We start from the raw sequence: 17,898 nt of genomic DNA on the forward strand, positions 1-17,898 counted from the left end.
GTGCCGCCGCATCCTCTCTCCGGGGAGCGCGGCGGCACCGGCCGCAGGCGTGAGGCCCGCGACCCCTCTCCCCCCACCCCCGTGGAGCAGATGAGCCGTGGCCTCCGCCACCCCCCAACGGCATGGAGGCATGATGGGGCGCTACGTCGCCAGGCGACTGCTCCAGATGATCCCGGTCTTCATCGGGACCACTCTGTTGATTTTCCTCATGGTCCACGTTCTGCCCGGTGACCCCATCCGGGCGATGTGGGGAGACAAGGCCGCCGACCCCGCTCAGGTCGCGGCCCTGCGCCATGAGTTCGGGCTCGACAAGTCCTTGCTCTGGCAATACATCGACTACATGAAGGATCTCTTCCAGGGAGACTTCGGCAAGACCTTCGGCGGCCGTCAGGTCTCCGAGGAAATGAGCATGGCCTTCCCGGTGACCCTCCGCCTCGCGGCGGTGGCCCTCACCATCGAAATGATCATCGGCATCGGGCTGGGCGCCTGGGCCGGTCTCAAGGCGGGCAAGGCCGTCGACACCGGCGTCCTGATCTTCACGTTGATCGTCATCTCGATGCCGGTCTTCGTCATGGGCTACCTGGCCCGGTTCATCTTCGCTGATGAACTCGGCTGGCTGCCGCCCAACGTCCAGGACTCGGAAGACCTCCAGCAGCTCCTGCTGCCGGGCTTCGTCCTCGCGATGCTCTCGCTGGCATACGTGGCCCGGCTGACCCGGACCACCTTCGCGGAGAACCTGCGCGCCGACTACATGCGCACCGCGGTGGCCAAGGGCCTGCCGCGACGCCGGATCGTCGGTGTCCACCTGCTGCGCAACTCGCTGATCCCGGTGATCACCTTCCTCGGCACCGACATCGGCACGCTCGTCGGCGGTGCGGTCGTCACCGAGGGCATCTTCAACGTCCAAGGCGTCGGCAACCTGCTGTTCAAGGCGCTCGGACAGCGGGAGGGGACCACGATCGTCGGTGTGGTGACGATTCTGGTCCTCGTCATCCTGCTGATCAACCTGCTCGTCGACCTGCTGTACGCGGTCCTGGACCCGAGGATTCGATATGTCTGAGCCGACGACAGGCACCGGACTCGCTCTCGGTGGCCCCGCTTCCCACGCCGACGCGGCGGCGGTCGGCACGGGCCTCTCGAAGAAGGACACCGGACCCGGCAAGCCCCGCTCGCTGTGGGGAGACGCCTGGTACGAGCTGCGCCACCGGCCGCTGTTCTGGGTCTCCGCGGTGCTGCTGGTGCTGCTGCTGACCATCGCGGCGTTCCCCGGTCTCTTCACCGGTGCCGACCCCCGTGACGGCGATCTGACCAACCACTTCCTGACCAAGCCGGAGCTGACGCACTTCTTCCAGGCCGACTGGTTCGGCTACGACGTGCAGGGCCGCTCCATCTACGCCCGGGTCATCTACGGCACCCGCGCCTCGATCATGGTCGGTGTCGGGGTGACGGTCATGGTCACCCTCTTCGGCGGTCTGGTGGGCATGCTGGCCGGATACTTCGGCGGCTGGGTCGACGCGATCGTCTCCCGCCTCGTCGACATCTTCTTCGGTCTGCCGTTCCTGCTCGGCTCGATGGTCGTGCTGAACGCGTTCACCGAGCGCAAGGTGTACGTGGTGATCGCGGCGCTGGCCTTCCTGGGCTGGACGACCATCGCCCGGGTGATGCGCAGTTCGGTGATCACCGCCAAGCAGGCGGACTACGTCACCGCGGCGCGCGCCCTCGGCGCGGGCACCACCCGGATCCTGTTCCGGCACGTCCTGCCCAACGCCCTCGCGCCCACCATCGTGGTCGCGACCATCTCGCTCGGCGCGTACATCTCCGCCGAGGCCACGCTGTCGTACCTGGGTCTCGGCCTCGCCGACCCGACGATCTCGTGGGGCATCGACATCTCCGCGGCCAAGGACGCCATCCGGGACAACCCGCATGTGATGCTCTTCCCCGCCGGGATGCTGAGCCTGACCGTGTTCGCATTCATCACGCTCGGCGACGCGGTACGCGACGCCCTCGACCCCAAGCTGCGCTGAGGAGGGCGTACGTGACCACCATCGAGAAGACCACGAGCGCCACCTCCCGTGTGGAGGAGAGCGACGACGGCACCCCGCTGCTGGAAGTCCGCGACCTGCACGTGGAGTTCCACACCCGGGAGGGCCTGGCCAAGGCCGTCAACGGTGTCAACTACAGTGTCCGCGCCGGTGAGACGCTCGCCGTGCTCGGCGAGTCCGGCTCCGGCAAGTCGGTGACCGCCCAGGCCATCATGGGCATCCTGGACATGCCGCCCGGGAAGATCCCGCAGGGCCAGATCCTGTACCGCGGCGAGGACATGCTCACCATGTCCAACGAGGAGCGCCGGAAGATCCGCGGCCGGAAGATCGCCATGATCTTCCAGGACGCGCTCTCGGCCCTCAACCCGGTGCTCTCCGTGGGCTACCAGCTGGGCGAGATGTTCCGCGTCCACCAGGGGCTGTCCAAGAAGGAGGCCAAGGCCAAGGCCATCGAGCTGATGGACCGGGTCCGCATCCCCGCGGCGAAGGAGCGGGTGGGCGACTACCCGCACCAGTTCTCCGGCGGTATGCGCCAGCGCATCATGATCGCCATGGCGCTGGCCCTGGAGCCGGACCTGATCATCGCGGACGAGCCCACCACCGCGCTGGACGTCACCGTCCAGGCCCAGGTGATGGATCTGCTCGCCGAGCTCCAGCGCGAGTACAACATGGGTCTGATCCTGATCACCCATGACCTCGGTGTGGTGGCGGATGTCGCCGACAAGATCGCGGTGATGTACGCGGGCCGCATCGTGGAGACCGCGCCGGTGCACGAGCTCTACAAGCGCCCGGCCCACCCCTATGCCCGGGGTCTGCTGGAATCCATCCCGCGTCTCGACCGCAAGGGCCAGGAGCTCTACGCGATCAAGGGTCTGCCGCCCAACCTGCTCAAGGTCCCCTCGGGCTGCGCCTTCAACCCGCGCTGCCCCAAGGCGGAGGACATCTGCAGCACCGAGATCCCGGTCCTGCACCAGGTCACCGAGCAGGACGGCACGGAGCTGCCGGGGCGCGGCAGCGCGTGCCACTTCTGGAAGGAGACGCTCCATGGCTGAGATCGAGAAGAAAGCGGCCGTGGACCGGTCCGACGACATCCAGGACGCCACCCCCAATGTCACGGAGGTGGAGACGGTCGACGCGGCCACCGAAGAGGCAGCCGTGGAGGCCATCGAGGCGCCCGTCGAGCGCGGTGAACCGATCCTCCAGGTGCGCAATCTGGTCAAGCACTTCCCGCTGACCCAGGGCATCCTGTTCAAGCGGCAGATCGGCGCGGTCAAGGCGGTCGACGGAATCTCCTTCGACCTCTACCAGGGCGAGACCCTGGGCATCGTGGGCGAGTCCGGCTGTGGCAAGTCCACCGTCGCCAAGCTGCTGATGACCCTGGAGACCGCCACCGCCGGTGAGGTCTTCTACAAGGGCCAGGACATCACCAGGCTGTCCGGCCGCGCCCTGCGCGCCGTGCGCCGCAACATCCAGATGGTCTTCCAGGACCCGTACACCTCGCTGAACCCCCGGATGACGGTGGGCGACATCATCGGCGAGCCGTACGAGATCCACCCGGAGGTCGCGCCCAAGGGCGACCGCCGGCGGAAGGTCCAGGAACTGCTGGACGTCGTGGGTCTGAACCCGGAGTACATCAACCGCTATCCGCACCAGTTCTCCGGCGGTCAGCGGCAGCGCATCGGGATAGCGCGCGGTCTCGCGCTCAACCCCGAGATCATCATCTGTGACGAGCCGGTCTCGGCCCTGGACGTCTCGGTCCAGGCGCAGGTGATCAACCTGATGGAGAAGCTCCAGGACGAGTTCAACCTGTCCTATGTCTTCATCGCGCACGACCTGTCCATCGTCCGGCACATCTCCGACCGGGTCGGTGTGATGTACCTGGGCAAGATGGCCGAGATCGGCACCGACACCGAGATCTACGACCACCCGACGCACCCCTACACCCAGGCGCTGCTGTCGGCGGTCCCGGTCCCGGACCCGGAGTCCCGTGAGGGCCGGGAGCGGATCATCCTCGCGGGTGATGTGCCCTCCCCGGCCAACCCGCCGTCCGGCTGCCGCTTCCGCACCCGCTGCTGGAAGGCGGAGGACAGGTGTTCCAAGGAGGTGCCGCTGCTCGCCGTCCCGGAGCGGTTCGCGGGCAGTGACACCCCGGCCGCGCACGAGTCGGCCTGCCACTTCGCCGAGGAGAAGGACGTCGTGCACGCCTGATCCGCGTCAGCGACAGCGCACAAGGGCGCCCGGACCGTCGACACGGTCCGGGCGCCCTCGCGTCGTCCGGGTGACACCCCGGACCCCGGTGTGCTCCGGCGGTGCCACGGACAGCCGCGGTGGAGGTGCGACCCGCCCGGGCCTGGGATGCCATAGGGGCCTATAGCGGATCTTGGACCGGTCCTCGGGAGGCGCCATGCGCACCGCATCGCACCGCAGCCCCATCCGTCGCACGCTGAGCACCGGATGTGCCGGCGCCCTGGTGGGCGTGGTCGCGCTGTCCGCCACAGCCTGTGGCGGGGGTGACAGTGGCGGCTCCGGCTCGGGGATCATCCGCTCCTCCTGGGGCGATCCGCCCAACCCCCTGGAACCGGCGAACACCAATGAGGTCCAGGGCGGCAAGGTGCTGGACATGATCTTCCGCGGGCTGAAGACCTACGACCCGGAGACGGGTGAGGCCAAGGACGCGCTCGCGGACCGGATCACCACCTCCGACCAGCGCAACTACACCGTCACCATCAAACGGGGCCATCGCTTCGCCAACGGCGAGAAGGTGACCGCCCGGTCCTTCGTGGACGCGTGGAACTATGGCGCCCTGCTCGACAACAAGCAGCGCAACGCGTACTTCTTCGAGTACATCGAGGGGTACGACAAGGTCCACCCCCTCTCCGGCAGCCCCACCGCGAAAACCCTCTCCGGGCTGCGGGTCAAGGACGACCGCACCTTCACCGTGCGGCTCACCCAGAAGTTCTCCACCTGGCCCAAGACGCTCGGCTACAACGCCTACGTACCGCTGCCCCGCGCGTTCTTCACCCACCACGCCGCCTGGCTGAAGCGCCCCGTCGGCAACGGACCGTACGAGGTGGCGTCCTACTCCAAGGGCGCGGTGATGAAACTGCGCACCCGGGACGACTACAAGGGCCCCGACAAGCCCCGGAACAAGGGCGTCGACCTGCGGGTCTACACCGATTCCAACACCGCCTACACCGATCTCCAGGCGGGCAACCTGGACCTGGTGGACGATGTCCCCGCCCAGCAGCTCAAGTTCGTCCGCGCCGACCTCGGCAACCGCTACATCAACCAGCCCGCCGGGATCATCCAGACCCTCACCTTCCCGATGTACGACAGCGCCTGGCGCGGCCCCGCCAAGGCCAAGCTGCGGCGCGGCATCTCGATGGCGATCAACCGGAAGCAGATCACCGAGCGGATCTTCCGCAACACCCGTACCCCGGCGTCCGACTGGACCTCCCCGGTGCTGCGCCGTGAGGGCGGCTACCGGCCGGGGCTGTGCGGGAACGCCTGCGCCTACGATCCGGCGCGCGCCCGCAAGCTGATCGAGGCGGCGGGCGGACTGCCCGGCGGCCGGATGACCATCACGTACAACGCGGACACCGGCTCCCACAAGGACTGGGTGGACGCGGTGTGCAACAGCGTCAACGCCACACTGCACAGCGACCGGGCGTGCGTCGGCAAGCCGGTCGGCACCTTCGCCGACTACCGCAACAAGATGGCCGGGAAGCAGATGACCGGGCCGTTCCGGGCGGGCTGGCAGATGGACTACCCGCTGATCCAGAACTTCCTCCAGCCGCTGTACTACACCGGTGCCTCCTCCAACGACGGCCACTGGAGCGACCCCGCCTTCGACAAGCTGGTCAACCAGGCCAACGCGGCCTCCGCCACCGGTGCCGCCGTGACCTCGTTCCAGGACGCGGAGAAGATCCTCGCCGAGCAGATGCCCGCCATCCCGCTGTGGTACCAGAACGGCAGCGCGGGCTACTCGGAGCGGCTGAGCGATGTGGTCCTCAACCAGTTCAGCGTCCCGGTCTACCACCAGATCGAGGTCGGCTGAGCATGGGCCGCTATGTGCTGCGGCGGGTGCTGCAGATGGTCCCGGTGTTCATCGGCAGCACCTTCCTGATCTTCTTCATGGTCTACGCGCTCGGCGACCCGGTGGCCGCGCTCTTCGGCGACAAGGCGCCCGACCCGGCCACCGCCGCCCGGATCCGCGAGGACCTCTACCTCGATGAACCGCTGTGGAGCCAGTACGTCCACTACATGGGGCAGGTGTTCAGCGGGGACTTCGGCACCGCCTTCAACGGACAGCCGGTCACCGAGCTGATGGCCGGGGCCTTTCCGGTCACCCTGCGGCTGACCGTGGTGGCCGTGGTGTTCGAGATGGCGCTCGGTGTCACCCTCGGCGTCCTCAGCGGACTGCGCCGCGGCCGGGGGCTGGACACCTCGGTGCTGCTGCTCACCCTGGTCGTGGTCTCCATCCCGACCTTCGTCAGCGGCACCGTGCTGCAGTACCTGTTCGGGGTGGAGTGGGGGCTGGCCCGGCCGTCGGTGTCGCCGGAGGCGCCGTTCGCCCAACTGCTGCTGCCCGGTGTGGTGCTGGGGCTGGTCTCGCTCGCGTACACCACCCGGCTCACCCGCACCTCCGTGGTGGAGAACGCCCGCGCCGACTATGTGCGCACCGCCGTCGCCAAGGGGCTGCCGCGCCACCGGATCGTCACCCGCCATCTGCTGCGCAACTCGCTGATCCCGGTGGTGACCTTCCTCGGCACCGATATCGGCGCGCTGATGGGCGGGGCCATCGTCACCGAGCGGATCTTCAACATCCATGGTGTGGGCTACCAGCTCTACCAGGGCATCCTGCGCCAGAACTCACCGACCGTGGTCGGCTTCGTCACCATCTTGGTGATCGTCTTCCTGGTCGCCAATCTCCTTGTCGACCTCCTCTACGCCGTGCTCGACCCGAGGATCCGCTATGCCTGAGCCCTTTGAGACGCAGCTCGACATGACCGAGGCGCTCGCGCCGGCCGCGGGCGGCGGCGGGCCGATGGCCGCCTCCGGCACCGACGCCCTCCGGGGTGGCGGGCCGCCGCGGACCCGGCGGCGGATGCCCTGGCGCCGCGAGATCCGGACCGGCGGTCTGCCCGGTGGCCGCGGGCTGTGGTCGGACGCCTGGCACGACCTGCGCCGCAACCCGGTCTTCATCGTCTCCGCGCTGGTGATCCTTTTCCTGGTCACCATCGCCATCTGGCCGCAGGCGATCGCCGACGGCAATCCGTACCAGGGCAACCTGGCCAAGGCGCAGGAGGGCCCCGCGCCCGGCCACCCCTTCGGCTACGACCTCCAGGGCCGCGACGTCTACACCCGCACCGTCTACGGCGCCCGCGCCTCCATCACCGTCGGGATCTGCGCCACCGCCGGGGCCGCCCTGCTCGGCAGTCTGCTCGGCGGACTCGCCGGATTCTTCGGCGGCTGGTGGGACGCGCTGCTCTCCCGGCTGGCCGATGTCTTCTTCGGCATCCCGATCCTGCTCGGCGGACTGGTCTTCCTGTCCGTGGTGACCAGCGGTTCGGTCTGGCCGGTGGTCGGCTTCATCGTGCTGCTTGGCTGGCCGCAGATCTCCCGGATCGCCCGCGGTTCGGTCGTCACCGTCAAACAGCACGACTACGTCCAGGCGGCGCGGGCCCTGGGGGCGGGCAGCGGCCGGACCCTGCTGCGCCATATCGCGCCCAACGCGGTCGCCCCGGTGATCGTGGTGGCGACCATCGCGCTGGGCACCTACATCGCCCTGGAGGCGACGCTGTCCTTCCTCGGGGTGGGGCTCAAACCGCCCACCGTCTCCTGGGGGATCGACATCTCCTCCGCCTCCGCCCAGATCCGCAACGCCCCGCACATGCTGCTGTGGCCCGCGGGCGCGCTGAGCGTCACCGTCCTCGCCTTCATCATGCTCGGTGACGCGGTGCGCGACGCCCTGGACCCCCGCTTGCGCTGAGGAGCCACCCGTGACGCGTTTGCTGGACGTACAAGACCTCCGGGTCGAATTCCGCACCCGGGACGGCGTCGCCGAGGCCCTCGGCGGAGTCAGCTACGCCGTGGACGCGGGCCGGACACTGGCCGTCCTGGGCGAGTCCGGCTCCGGGAAGTCGGTCAGCGCCCAGGCCGTCATGGGCATCCTCGACTCGCCGCCCGCCTCCGTCACCGGCGGTCAGGTCCTCTTCCACGGCCGGGACCTGCTGACGATGAGTCCGCGGGAGCGGCGTTCGGTGCGCGGTGCCGCGATGGCGATGATCTTCCAGGACGCGCTGTCGGCCCTCAACCCGGTGCTGACGGTGGGCGCCCAGCTCGCCGAGATGTACGAGGTGCACCGCGGGACGTCCCGTAAGGACGCCCGTGCGCGGGCGGTCGAGCTGATGGACCGGGTCCGGATCCCCGCGGCGAAGGCCCGGGTCGACGACTACCCCCACCAGTTCTCCGGCGGGATGCGCCAGCGGATCATGATCGCCATGGCGATCGCCCTGGAGCCGGAGCTGATCATCGCCGACGAGCCCACCACCGCCCTGGACGTCACCGTCCAGGCCCAGGTCATGGATCTGCTCGATGAGTTGCGCCGTGAGTACGCGATGGGGCTGATCCTGATCACCCATGACCTCGGGGTGGTCGCGGACGTCGCGGACAGCATCGCCGTGATGTACGCCGGGCGGATCATGGAGACCGCGCCGGTCCAGGAGCTCTACCGGCGCCCGGCCCATCCGTACACCCGTGGACTGCTGGACTCCATCCCGCGCGTGGACCACCAGGGCAAGGAGCTCTACGCCATCAAGGGGCTGCCGCCCAGCCTCCTCTCCGTCCCCACCGGCTGTCCGTTCCACCCGCGCTGCCCGCGTGCCCAGGAGATCTGCCGCACCGAACGCCCGCCGCTGTACGAGGTGCCGGATGTGACGGACACCGCCGCGCCCGGACGGGCCAGCGCGTGCCACTTCTGGAAGGACGAACTCGATGCCTGAGCAACGCGTGCAGTCCGCCGAGTCCGTTCTCGAGGTCCGCGACCTCGCCAAGCTCTACCCGCTCACCCGGGGCGTCCTGGTCAAGCGGCGGATCGGCGCGGTCCGGGCGGTGGACACCGTCTCCTTCGACCTGCGGCGCGGCGAGACCCTCGGCATCGTCGGCGAGTCCGGCTGCGGCAAGTCCACCGTCGCCCGGCTGCTGGTCAACCTGGAACGGCCGACCGCAGGGGCGATCCGCTATCGCGGCGAGGACATCAGCCGGCTCTCCGGCCGGGCGCTCAGCCATGTCCGGCGCAATATCCAGATGGTCTTCCAGGACCCCTACACCTCGCTCAACCCCCGGATGACGGTCGGTGACATCGTCGGTGAACCCTTCGAGATCCACCCCGAGGCGGCGCCCAAGGGCGACCGGCGCCGCAGGGTCCAGGAACTCCTGGATGTGGTCGGCCTCAACCCCGAGCACATCAACCGCTATCCGCACCAGTTCTCCGGCGGCCAGCGCCAGCGTGTGGGCATCGCCCGGGGGCTGGCCCTGCGGCCGGAGGTCATCGTCGCCGACGAACCGGTCTCCGCACTCGACGTCTCGGTCCAGGCGCAGGTGGTGAACCTGATGGAGCGGCTCCAGGACGAGTTCGGCCTCTCCTACGTCTTCATCGCCCATGACCTCTCGGTGGTCCGGCACATCTGCGACCGGGTGGCGGTGATGTACCTGGGCCGGTTCGCGGAGACCGGCACCGACACCGAGATCTACGAACACCCCACCCACCCCTACACCCAGGCGCTGCTGTCCGCCGTCCCCGTTCCCGACCCCGGCGCGCGCGCCCGCCGGACCCGCATCCTCCTGTCCGGCGACGTCCCCTCCCCGGCCGATCCGCCCTCCGGCTGCCGCTTCCGCACCCGCTGCTGGAAGGCGCGCGACCGCTGCGCGGTGGACGTACCGGCGCTGGCCGTCCCGGAGGCGTTCCGCACCACCGACGGCCCGGCGGCCCACGCCTCCGCCTGCCACTTCGCCGAGGAACGCGTCGCGGTGACCCCGGGGCTGGCCTAGCCCCAGTGCTCCGGGTGGAACCGGACCGGGACGCCCGGGGCGAAGGCGTTGACGGCGGCCTCCAGGCGGTCGCGGTCGACCCGCCACAGGACCAGCGTCCGGCTCGCCCGGAAGACCTCGTAGTCGATATGGGGCGCCAAGGCCGCGGCCGTCACCGCCTTGAGGTTCCGGTTGGGCCCGGGCAACTCCGGTGCGTCCGACCGCCGTTCGACCCCCACGTATCGCATCGGCGAGGGCCCCGCCGTCGGATGCGCCCACATCACCACGGACTCGATGTCCTGCCACAGCACCCGCGCGGTGTGCTGCCGATGCCGGGCCGGCGCCCCGCCGAGGAGCACCCCGTCCGCGTCCACCCGGAAGGCCACCAGCTTCTTCCAGCCGTACCCCCCGAGGAGCTGGAACGGCGACCGGGTGAAGTGTTCCTCGTACACGGGGGACGCGGCTTTGGTCATGGCCGGAACCCTACTCATGCGCGATGCCCGTCCGGCAAGCTGCGTCACCGCTGCCGCGGGCAGGCAGTAGCCGGGACCAACAGCGTGTTGAGCTGAGCCGCGGTGGACTCGGGGTCCGTGGTGTGGTGAAGGGTGCGGATCCCGAGGGCCTCCGCAGGTGGCAGGTTATGTGCATGGTCGTCCACGAAGACGCACTCGGCACCGGTCAGTCCCAGCGCATCCAGTGCCAACTGGTAGATGGCCGGTGACGGCTTCCGCACCCCGGCGCGCTCGGACAGGACCACCGCGTCGAACTCGTCCTCCCACATGCCGAGGGCCTCGTACGGGTTGAACGGCTCAAGACCGAAGCTGTTGGACAGCATCGCGACCTTCACTCCAGCCTCGCGCGCCCGCTGGGCTGCCGCGACGATCGGGTTCTGGCCGCAGGTTCGCAAGGGCCCGGCGCATCAGATCAGTCGGATCCACGCCGAGGATCCCTCCGATCACCCGGTTCCAGTCCTCCTGTGCAGCCCTGCCGACTTCGAGGTCCGCGTAGATACGGACCCCGTCAGGATGCTTCTCCAAGGCGTGGAAGTAGGCGCCGGGTGCGAGGCCTTCGGAGCGCTCGAACGCCTGACCGTTGAGCTTCATTCGTGTGGTGAGGACGCCGCCGAAGTCGAGGATCAGGCCGCGGTAGGAGGTGGACAATGGAACTCCTCTCCCAGTGGTGATGAGCGTGCTGTTCGCAGACACGGTGCAGAGGGCCGTTGGTCTCGCGAGGCATGAGCGACGACCTCCGAGGCCAGGGCCGATCCGCGATGCCTCCGGGGGCTGGGGAAACGGTGTTGGTGCTCGGCGCGGGGGAACGGACCGTTGACGACGGCGTGCCGCTCGGTGTGTTCCGCTGACTCCCGGGCACGGGCACGGGCGCCGTACCCCGGACGGTTGAGCCGTGCGGGGGCATAGGCTCTCCGGCATGACGGACAGTGGACACTCCGTAGTGATCACGACGACCGACGCGGAAGAGAAGGCGAAGGAGTTGGCAGGTGTCGTGGTGGCCGAGCAACTCGCCGCCTGTGCACAGGTCTACCCCATCTCCTCCGTGTACCGATGGGAGGGCAAGATCCAGCACGATCAAGAATGGCGGATCGACTTCAAGACCCGCTCTGACCTGGTCGACGAGTTGACCCGCTTCATCGCCGAGCATCACGATTACGATGAGCCGGAGATCATTGCCACTCCGGTCACCGGTGGATCCGCTGGATATCTCAACTGGGTCTCCACCGAGACCAAGTAGCTCCCTATGCCACTGCGGCGCGAATCTCCTGCTGGAGATCTCGCGCCGTCGTGCTGTCCGGGAGCACTCCGGCAACCTCCTTCATGCGCACGTCGACCATGGTCACCCCGATGTAGTTGAAGGATACGGCTGTATCGAGAGCCCGGCGGGCAACCGCTGCGCCTCGATCTCCGTCGCCCGCCACCAGGTGGGCCATCGCGGCGTCGCAGAGCACCGCCACGTTGACCTTCGGGTTCCCCACGTCGAGGTGCTCCATGGATGCCTGGGCTCGGGTCAAGGCTTGCGGGTGCCCAAGCCGCGTGTAGGTGGAGACGGCCATCGAGTCGAGTCGTGCTGGTCGCAAGAACCGAACCCATGGCTGCTCTGCTTCCGGCGAGGCGTAGTCGTAGGCCGTCCGAGCCCGTTCGACGGCGCGCTCGGCGGCATCCGACCGGCCCAGCCGGGCTTGCTCCTCCGCCTCTCTCGCGGCTGCCCAGGCATGGGCTGTGGCATAGCCGGGCCCCTTCACACAGAGCTGTGCTTCCGCGAGCATCGCGGCCGCCTTGGAGGGGTTGTCGGTCCCATAGGAGGCATAGAGGATCGCTAGCGCGTCGAGCGGTCGGTGCCCTGTCTCCTTGGCCGCATCGCGTACGGCCCGGTAGTAGTGCGCGGCCTCGGTGTACTCTCCCCGGTCCCAGGCTGCCCAGCCAGCGAGCGCCGTCGTTTCGCCTGCGGAGATGATGAGCTCGGTTCGTCGCTGTCCCGCTCTGGGGATCATCGCGGTGATGCAGTCGAGGTGCGCCGCGATACGAGCGGAGAGCAGCGGAGCGGGGACATGCTCCTCGTCCGTGTACAAGTCGGCGGTACCGCTGATGAGGTGCCGTACGGCGTCTTCGTCCACCTGACCACCGGAGAGGGCCATAGCAAGCCTTCCCCACGGTTCCGCCGCCGTGCCGGCCGCCGCCGCAGCCGTACCCAAGAACGTCCTTCGGTCCACTGGTCCCTCCGCGCTTTCGTCGGGTCCTTCCAGAGAGAGTCGTTCAAGTTTGCGCCGGCGCCTGGATGCCGCAGCGGCACGGTTCAGCAGGTCCACCGGGACTCCGAGGGAGTCCGCGAGCTGCTCGCGCCAGTAGGGCCCGGGGATGACACAACGCTCCCAGTCGGAGACCTGGTGACGGTCGCTGTGACGCCCCGTCCGGCGGTTCAGGTCGTCGGCGAGTTCCTGTTGCGTACGGCCGGTGCTCTCCCTCAGCCCCTTGAGCAGCGGCCCTAATTCGTGCTCTCGCATGTCCCGTCCCCTTGGACTCGATCGGCCAGCACGTGACGTAGAAGCCAACAGGGAAAGCCAACACGAAGAAACGCCCAACACGTCGGCTACTCCGCGCATCGAGGCACCGCCGTTGACTTGTCCGGGTAGAGGAGCGGGCGCCCCGGACGTCTCTCCCCGCGGCTTGGAGGAGCGCATCACTCTTGCTTCCCAGCCACGTCAATCCGCAACCACCTCGGGAAGGGACCCAGTGACCACGACCGCGACGAGGCCTGTCGGGATCGGTACGCCTGATTACTCCGAAGTGTTACCCCGTGAGGAGGTGTCTTCCTCCCATGCACGGCGGTTGGTCAAGATCGCGCTCCACGCCTGGAGGCTCGAATGCCTTGTGGATGAAGCGTCCTTGATCGTTGCTGAGTTGGTGAGCAACGCCGTACGGCACGGAGCGGGAACGGTCATTCGCATCAAGATCGACCGCCTTCCGGAGCAGGTGGTTCGCATCGCTGTGAGTGACGGATCGCGTGGTCTGCCGCAGATTCGCACCCGCGGCACGGACGAGGACTCCGGACGCGGCCTCCTGCTCGTCGAGGCCCTGGCTCGCCGGTGGAACTACGACTTGGACGAATCGGGCAAGGTCGTCTGGGCCGAATTGCCTGCCTGTGACAGCCAGGCTCAAGCGTCGGGAGAAGCAGTGATCGACCACTCTGCTCATGTCTCTCCGACTGCCCATTGACCCCCGCTCGGGCCTCCCGTCCTACGAGGACGTGAAGGAGTAGCCGGGCGGGATCTTGCACCACCGCAGCAACACTACGACCGAAGGGAGCAGTCATGGGATGGGGAACGGGACAAGGCGGCAGCGGGGGCGACGGCAAGCACTCGGGGAAGAAGGACCCGGGTACGTCGGCGCCGTCGCCGGACACGGCGCAGCCCAAGCAGCCGCCGAAGCACGGGAAGTAGAGCGCGACTGGTGATGGTGAACGACGGAGCCGAGCGGACCGCCATGCGCGGTCTGCTCGGCACTCTCAAGGAAACGCTGTCGGGGGTGCTCGCACCGGAGTGGGAACGTGCGTTCTGGGCCGCGCCCCGGCACGCATTCCTGCCGGAGAAGGTGTGGGTGGGGGATGGTCTGGCCGCCTGCGTCCGGAGTGCGGATCCCTCGGCCTGGCTGCACGCGGCCTACGCGGACGGCCCTGTGGTGACACAGATCAACGACGGTACCGACCCGGGCAGCGGTGATCGCTGGCCCTCGTCATCGGCGTCCGCCCCATCGATCGTCTTCCGCATGCTCGACATGTTGAGCGTGGCGAATGGTCACCGCGTGCTGGAGATCGGGACGGGCACGGGCTGGAACGCCGGACTCCTGGCGCATCGGCTGGGTGCGGGGCTGGTGACCACGGTAGAGGTGGATCCCGCTCTTGCCGCGCAGGCTGCGGCTGGCCTTACGGCTGCCGGTCTGGAGCCTCGGGTAGTCACGGATGACGGCGTGGCCGGATACGCGGCAGGCGCTCCATATGACCGGGTGATCGCTACCTGTTCGGTGCGGCAGGTGCCCCGCGCCTGGGTGAAGCAGACGAAACCAGGCGGGGTGATCTTGACCCCGTGGGAGTCGCCGTGGTTCTGCTACGGCTTGCTCCGGCTGACGGTGGACGGGCAGGGCATGGCATCGGGGTGGTTCTCTCCTCATTCGGCGTTCATGCTCATGCGTAACCAGCGTACGGACCTGCGGATCTACCGGGACGTGGTACGGGACGAGCACGTACCGAGCGAGTCGGTCACCCGTCTGTCGCCATGGGAGGTCACCGGAGACGAATGGGCGGCTCAGTTCGCCGTCGGGCTCCAACTCCGCGACCTCTGGCGGGCTTGGCATGACAACCCCGATGTGGAGGGAGTGACGTCCCGGCTGTGGCTGGCCACCACCGACGCCGAGTCGTGGGCGGCCGTCGACTGGGATGGCCGGAGCGACGATCAGTTCACGGTATGGGAGCACGGCTCCCGTCGCCTGTGGGGCTCGGTGGAGGCCGCTTATGCGTGGTGGCGGGCCATGGGCAGCCCTGGGCCGGACCGCTTCGGCATGACGATCACTCCCGAAGGTCAGCACACGGCTTGGCTGGACTCCCCGGACCAGCCGGTGCCCGACCTGAGCTGACGGGAACCGCCGGAGTCGTCACCTTCCCCGTCACAACAACTCCGCTCCGGAGGAACGGTGATGGACTACCGTCCCCGGCATGGGCGATGAACACACCATCGAGATCCGGCTCGGCGTCTACGCCACCGACGGGACCGCCGCCGGGCTGGCCACGGCGTGTGGGCGGGTGTTGGTGGCGCGAGGGGTGGAGCACCGGGTGTCGGTGCTCGGGGCGGGAGAGCCGGCGGGCGACGGTGGGAGGTCGCTCGGCGCGTTCCACGAGGATCTCGTGGAGCAGTGGCGGCTGACCCATCCCGGGGCGGACCCCGGGGCGCGGGCAGTGTGGGAGATCCGGGTGGCGCTGGGCCCCGTTCCGGGCGGGGTGGAGGAGGTGCGCGCGGAGCTGGTGCGGGTCATCTGCCCGGACCCCGGGCACCGTTCGCCGTGTGAGGTGCCCTGGGCCTCGTACACCACCGGAGTGGCCGGGTAGTTCAGTCCTTGCCGGGGTCCTCGGCCGCGATCAGGGCCGGGTCCAGGACGATGTCCTGGTCACGGGCGTCCAGGGTGGGCGCCTCGGGGAAGTGGCAGGCGGACAGATGGCCCTCGCGGTTGCCGTCAAGACGCAGCAGCGGGGGCTCCTGCCGGGCGCACAGGTCCTGGGCCTTCCAGCAGCGGGTGCGGAAGCGGCAGCCCGAGGGCGGCCGGATGGGGGAGGGGACGTCCCCGGCGAGCCGGATGCGCTCCCGGCGGGCGGCCGGCGCCCCGTCGTCCCCGTCGGCCAGGACGGTCTCCGCGTCCGGCACCGCGGAGAGCAGTGCGTGGGTGTACGGGTGCCGGGGGCGGCGGTAGATGGAGTCGCGGTCGCCGACCTCCACCACCTTCCCCAGGTACATCACCGCGACCCGCTGCGAGAAGTGCCGCACCACGGCCAGGTCATGGGCGATGAACAGGAAGGCGATGCCCAGGTCGCGCTGGAGCTGCCGGAGCAGATTGACGACCTGCGCCTGGATGGACACATCCAGCGCCGAGACCGGTTCGTCGGCCACGATCAGCTTGGGTTCGAGGGCGAGTGCGCGGGCGACGCCGATGCGCTGCCGCTGACCGCCGGAGAACTCATGCGGAAACCGGTTGTAGTGCTCGGGGTTGAGCCCGACGGTCTCCAGCAGCTCGCGCACCCGCGCCTCCCGGCCGCCGGGCGGGCGGATGCCGTTGATCTCCATCGGGCCGGAGATGATGGCGCCCACGGTCTGCCGGGGGTTCAGCGAGGAGTACGGATCCTGGAAGATCATCTGGATCTCGGAGCGGATCGGCGCCAGCTCCTTGCGGCCCGCGTGGGTGATGTCCCGGCCCCGGTAGCGGAGCGTTCCGGCGGTGGGCTCCAGCAGCCGGGTGAGCAGCCGTCCGGTGGTGGACTTGCCGCAGCCGGACTCGCCGACCAGGCCGAAGCTCTCACCCGCGCGGACGGTCAGATCCACCCCGTCGACCGCCTGGACGGCCCCGACCTTCCGCCGGATCGGGAAGCCGTCCATGATCGGGAAGTGTTTGGTCAGCTTCTCGGCGACCAGGAGGGGTTCCCCCGTCACGGTCGGCGAGGCGTCCGGCGCAGTGGTCATGGTTGACGGCTCCCTAGCCCCGGCCAAGACGGGGCTTGATCTGCTCGGTGAAGAGGGTCTGCTTCCGCTCGTCCGTGAGGTGACACGCGCCGCCCCGCCGCTCCGGCAGCACCGGCCGTTCGGTGTGGCACCGTGCCCCGTCCACCTCGCCGGTGAAGGCGCACCGGGGGTGGAACGGACAGCCCGGTGGGGGCGCCAGCAGGCTCGGCGGGGTGCCGGGGATGGGGTTCAGCGGTGCGTCGACATCGGAGGAGAGCCGGGGCATCGACCCCAGCAGCCCCCAGGTGTACGGATGCCGGGGCGCCCGCAGCACCTCGCGGACGGTGCCGCGTTCCACCGCCCGGCCCGCGTACATCACCAGCAGGTCGTCGGCGGTGTTGGCGACCACGCCCAGATCGTGGGTGATGAGGATGATCGCGGAGCCGAACTCCTGCTGGAGGTCCTTGAGCAGATCCAGGATCTGGGCCTGGACCGTGACGTCGAGGGCGGTGGTCGGCTCATCGGCGATCAGCAGATCCGGGTTGCACACCAGCGCCATGGCGATCATCGCGCGCTGGCGCATCCCGCCGGAGAACTGGTGCGGGTAGTCGTCCACCCGCAGCGCGGGGTTGGGGATGCCGACCTTCGTCAGCATCTCCACCGCGCGCGAGCGCGCCTCGCGCTTCGACGCGCCGGTGTGCTTGCGGAACGGTTCGGCGATCTGCCGCCCCACCGTGTAGTACGGCGACAGCGCGGTCAGCGGATCCTGGAAGATCATCGCCATGGTGTTGCCGCGCAGTGTCTCCAGGGTGCGTTCCGGCGCCCCGGTCAGCTCCCGGCCGTCGAGCCGGATCTCCCCGCGGACCTCGGTGGTACGCGGATCGTGCAGCCCCAGCACGGTGAGGTTGGTGACCGACTTGCCGGAGCCGGACTCACCGACGATCCCGAGGGTCCGGCCGCGTTCGAGGTCGAAGGAGAGGCCGTCGACCGCCTTGACCACGCCGTCCTCGGTGGAGAAGCGGACGTACAGGTCGCGTACGGAGAGGAAGGCATCGGCGCCCGGGGCCGTGGGTGGCGTCGCGCCGTCGTCCGGTTTGGTGAGGGTGGTCATCT

The 17,898-nt window shown here is 69.0% G+C and carries 18 protein-coding genes and 1 pseudogene; 14 read left to right on the plus strand and 5 right to left on the minus strand.

From position 1 onward, the window contains the following. Positions 1-133: 133 nt before the first annotated feature. The 9 genes from NMK44_RS03645 (at position 134) to NMK44_RS03685 (ending at position 10,094) form a co-directional block, all read left to right on the plus strand. On the plus strand, positions 134-1,060 hold the full coding sequence (locus NMK44_RS03645; protein ID WP_254738115.1) for an ABC transporter permease: 927 nt from the start codon (positions 134-136) through the stop codon (positions 1,058-1,060). After that, positions 1,053-2,024 (plus strand): ABC transporter permease, encoded by a 972-nt coding sequence (locus NMK44_RS03650; RefSeq protein WP_254738117.1) that lies wholly within the window; start codon positions 1,053-1,055, stop codon positions 2,022-2,024. The genes NMK44_RS03645 and NMK44_RS03650 overlap by 8 nt, the downstream gene beginning before the upstream one ends. Positions 2,025-2,035: 11 nt before the next feature. After that, positions 2,036-3,094 carry an ABC transporter ATP-binding protein gene (locus tag NMK44_RS03655; RefSeq protein WP_374215229.1) on the plus strand — a complete coding sequence of 353 codons (1,059 nt, stop codon included), beginning with the start codon at positions 2,036-2,038 and terminating at the stop codon, positions 3,092-3,094. Further along, positions 3,087-4,250, plus strand: a complete 1,164-nt coding sequence (locus NMK44_RS03660; RefSeq protein ID WP_254738119.1) for an ABC transporter ATP-binding protein — start codon at positions 3,087-3,089, stop codon at positions 4,248-4,250. Before NMK44_RS03655 ends, NMK44_RS03660 begins: the two co-directional genes overlap by 8 nt. A 196-nt stretch (positions 4,251-4,446) precedes the next feature. Beyond that, positions 4,447-6,099 carry a peptide ABC transporter substrate-binding protein gene (locus tag NMK44_RS03665; protein ID WP_254738121.1) on the plus strand — a complete coding sequence of 551 codons (1,653 nt, stop codon included), beginning with the start codon at positions 4,447-4,449 and terminating at the stop codon, positions 6,097-6,099. 2 nt (positions 6,100-6,101) lie between these two features. Next, the gene (locus NMK44_RS03670; protein WP_254738122.1) at positions 6,102-7,025 is read left to right on the plus strand and encodes an ABC transporter permease; all 924 of its coding nucleotides are present in this window, start codon (positions 6,102-6,104) and stop codon (positions 7,023-7,025) included. Beyond that, positions 7,018-8,034 (plus strand): ABC transporter permease, encoded by a 1,017-nt coding sequence (locus tag NMK44_RS03675; RefSeq protein WP_254738124.1) that lies wholly within the window; start codon positions 7,018-7,020, stop codon positions 8,032-8,034. The genes NMK44_RS03670 and NMK44_RS03675 overlap by 8 nt, the downstream gene beginning before the upstream one ends. A gap of 10 nt (positions 8,035-8,044) precedes the next feature. Continuing rightward, complete coding sequence (locus NMK44_RS03680; RefSeq protein ID WP_254738126.1) at positions 8,045-9,046, plus strand: ABC transporter ATP-binding protein; 1,002 nt, start codon at positions 8,045-8,047, stop codon at positions 9,044-9,046. Continuing rightward, complete coding sequence (locus tag NMK44_RS03685; RefSeq protein WP_254738127.1) at positions 9,039-10,094, plus strand: ABC transporter ATP-binding protein; 1,056 nt, start codon at positions 9,039-9,041, stop codon at positions 10,092-10,094. Before NMK44_RS03680 ends, NMK44_RS03685 begins: the two co-directional genes overlap by 8 nt. Here NMK44_RS03685 and NMK44_RS03690 read toward each other — a convergent pair. Next, positions 10,091-10,546 (minus strand): hypothetical protein, encoded by a 456-nt coding sequence (locus NMK44_RS03690; protein WP_254738129.1) that lies wholly within the window; start codon positions 10,544-10,546, stop codon positions 10,091-10,093. The genes NMK44_RS03685 and NMK44_RS03690 overlap by 4 nt on opposite strands. Before the next feature lie 44 nt (positions 10,547-10,590). Further along, a pseudogene (locus NMK44_RS42630) lies at positions 10,591-11,176 on the minus strand (HAD-IA family hydrolase). 325 nt (positions 11,177-11,501) lie between these two features. On the opposite strand from NMK44_RS42630, the gene cutA reads away from it, so the two are divergent. Beyond that, positions 11,502-11,822 (plus strand): divalent-cation tolerance protein CutA, encoded by a 321-nt coding sequence (cutA, locus tag NMK44_RS03700; RefSeq protein ID WP_254738131.1) that lies wholly within the window; start codon positions 11,502-11,504, stop codon positions 11,820-11,822. A 4-nt stretch (positions 11,823-11,826) separates the two neighbouring features. Here the strand turns inward: cutA and NMK44_RS03705 are convergent, their stop codons facing one another. Further along, the gene (locus NMK44_RS03705; RefSeq protein ID WP_254738133.1) at positions 11,827-13,089 is read right to left on the minus strand and encodes an NsdA family TPR-like regulatory protein; all 1,263 of its coding nucleotides are present in this window, start codon (positions 13,087-13,089) and stop codon (positions 11,827-11,829) included. A gap of 229 nt (positions 13,090-13,318) precedes the next feature. Here NMK44_RS03705 and NMK44_RS03710 point away from each other — a divergent pair, with 229 nt between their 5' ends. The 4 genes from NMK44_RS03710 (at position 13,319) to NMK44_RS03720 (ending at position 15,683) form a co-directional block, all read left to right on the plus strand. Continuing rightward, entirely contained in the window at positions 13,319-13,801 is a 483-nt protein-coding gene (locus NMK44_RS03710; RefSeq protein WP_254738135.1) for an ATP-binding protein, read from the plus strand. Positions 13,802-13,896: 95 nt separating this feature from the next. Further along, entirely contained in the window at positions 13,897-14,025 is a 129-nt protein-coding gene (locus NMK44_RS41965; RefSeq protein ID WP_302887737.1) for a hypothetical protein, read from the plus strand. A 13-nt stretch (positions 14,026-14,038) separates the two neighbouring features. Further along, on the plus strand, positions 14,039-15,214 hold the full coding sequence (locus tag NMK44_RS03715) for a methyltransferase domain-containing protein (RefSeq protein WP_254738721.1): 1,176 nt from the start codon (positions 14,039-14,041) through the stop codon (positions 15,212-15,214). Positions 15,215-15,293: 79 nt separating this feature from the next. Further along, a complete protein-coding gene (locus tag NMK44_RS03720; protein ID WP_254738137.1) occupies positions 15,294-15,683 on the plus strand; it encodes a hypothetical protein in 390 nt (129 codons plus the stop codon). 1 nt (position 15,684) lies between these two features. On the opposite strand, the gene NMK44_RS03725 is transcribed toward NMK44_RS03720, so the two are convergent. Next, entirely contained in the window at positions 15,685-16,806 is a 1,122-nt protein-coding gene (locus NMK44_RS03725) for an ABC transporter ATP-binding protein (protein WP_254738139.1), read from the minus strand. A gap of 13 nt (positions 16,807-16,819) precedes the next feature. Further along, positions 16,820-17,896 carry an ABC transporter ATP-binding protein gene (locus NMK44_RS03730; RefSeq protein WP_254738141.1) on the minus strand — a complete coding sequence of 359 codons (1,077 nt, stop codon included), beginning with the start codon at positions 17,894-17,896 and terminating at the stop codon, positions 16,820-16,822. Between the last annotated feature and the right edge of the window lie 2 nt (positions 17,897-17,898).

The sequence above is a fragment of the Streptomyces cucumeris genome (assembly GCF_024295805.1).
Classification (GTDB): Bacteria; Actinomycetota; Actinomycetes; order Streptomycetales; family Streptomycetaceae; genus Streptomyces; species Streptomyces cucumeris.

Bases quoted from the DNA above. Each gene is read 5' to 3' on its own strand.
- NMK44_RS03685 (WP_254738127.1), top strand. From the start codon at position 9,039: ATGCCTGAGCAACGCGTGCAGTCCGCCGAGTCCGTTCTCGAGGTCCGC.
- NMK44_RS03670 (WP_254738122.1), top strand. From the start codon at position 6,102: ATGGGCCGCTATGTGCTGCGGCGGGTGCTGCAGATGGTCCCGGTGTTC.
- NMK44_RS03675 (WP_254738124.1), top strand. From the start codon at position 7,018: ATGCCTGAGCCCTTTGAGACGCAGCTCGACATGACCGAGGCGCTCGCG.
- NMK44_RS03645 (WP_254738115.1), top strand. From the start codon at position 134: ATGGGGCGCTACGTCGCCAGGCGACTGCTCCAGATGATCCCGGTCTTC.
- NMK44_RS03650 (WP_254738117.1), top strand. From the start codon at position 1,053: ATGTCTGAGCCGACGACAGGCACCGGACTCGCTCTCGGTGGCCCCGCT.
- NMK44_RS03715 (WP_254738721.1), top strand. From the start codon at position 14,039: ATGGTGAACGACGGAGCCGAGCGGACCGCCATGCGCGGTCTGCTCGGC.
- NMK44_RS03690 (WP_254738129.1), bottom strand. From the start codon at position 10,546: ATGACCAAAGCCGCGTCCCCCGTGTACGAGGAACACTTCACCCGGTCG.
- NMK44_RS03665 (WP_254738121.1), top strand. From the start codon at position 4,447: ATGCGCACCGCATCGCACCGCAGCCCCATCCGTCGCACGCTGAGCACC.
- NMK44_RS03660 (WP_254738119.1), top strand. From the start codon at position 3,087: ATGGCTGAGATCGAGAAGAAAGCGGCCGTGGACCGGTCCGACGACATC.
- NMK44_RS41965 (WP_302887737.1), top strand. From the start codon at position 13,897: ATGGGATGGGGAACGGGACAAGGCGGCAGCGGGGGCGACGGCAAGCAC.
- cutA (WP_254738131.1), top strand. From the start codon at position 11,502: ATGACGGACAGTGGACACTCCGTAGTGATCACGACGACCGACGCGGAA.
- NMK44_RS03720 (WP_254738137.1), top strand. From the start codon at position 15,294: ATGGGCGATGAACACACCATCGAGATCCGGCTCGGCGTCTACGCCACC.
- NMK44_RS03725 (WP_254738139.1), bottom strand. From the start codon at position 16,806: ATGACCACTGCGCCGGACGCCTCGCCGACCGTGACGGGGGAACCCCTC.
- NMK44_RS03730 (WP_254738141.1), bottom strand. From the start codon at position 17,896: ATGACCACCCTCACCAAACCGGACGACGGCGCGACGCCACCCACGGCC.
- NMK44_RS03705 (WP_254738133.1), bottom strand. From the start codon at position 13,089: ATGCGAGAGCACGAATTAGGGCCGCTGCTCAAGGGGCTGAGGGAGAGC.